We start from the raw sequence: 519 nt of genomic DNA on the forward strand, positions 1-519 counted from the left end.
AATCAGAACCAGTTCCAGAAACCGTAGAGTTGAGAGAACATCCTCAACCAGAATCAGAACCAGTTCCAGAAACCGTACAGCCGATAACAGGGAAGCATCTCAGTTTGGGTGTCACAGGAACCAGATCATCTTACTCGCTACAGATATCTAAACAAGCAAGCAGGATGCTCACTTTTGTAAAAAACATTTTTTACAAAAGTGAGATACTCCCGATCGAACCTTCTCCACCAGAACCGATTGTCCAAAATCTAGAAGTTTCAGAAACCGTAGAGTTGAGAGAACATCCTCAATCAGAACCGATTGTCCAAAATCTAGAAGTTTCAGAAACCGTAGAGTTGAGAGAACATCCTCAATCAGAACAGATTGTCGAAAATCTCGAAGTTTCAGAAACAGTAGAGTCGATCGAGCATCCTCAACCAGAATCTGAACCAGTTGTAGAAAAAGTAGAGTCGATCGAGCATCCTCAACCAGAATCTGAACCAGTTGTAGAAACAGTAGAGTCGATCGAGCATTCTCAAC

The 519-nt window shown here is 42.2% G+C and carries 1 pseudogene; it reads left to right on the forward strand.

From position 1 onward, the window contains the following. A pseudogene (locus tag QT979_RS09765) lies at positions 1 to 519 on the forward strand (ATP-binding cassette domain-containing protein); the annotation flags it as partial.

It is taken from the genome of Microcoleus sp. w2-18bC1, assembly GCF_036700365.1.
In the GTDB taxonomy this organism is placed as follows: Bacteria; Cyanobacteriota; Cyanobacteriia; order Cyanobacteriales; family Microcoleaceae; genus Microcoleus.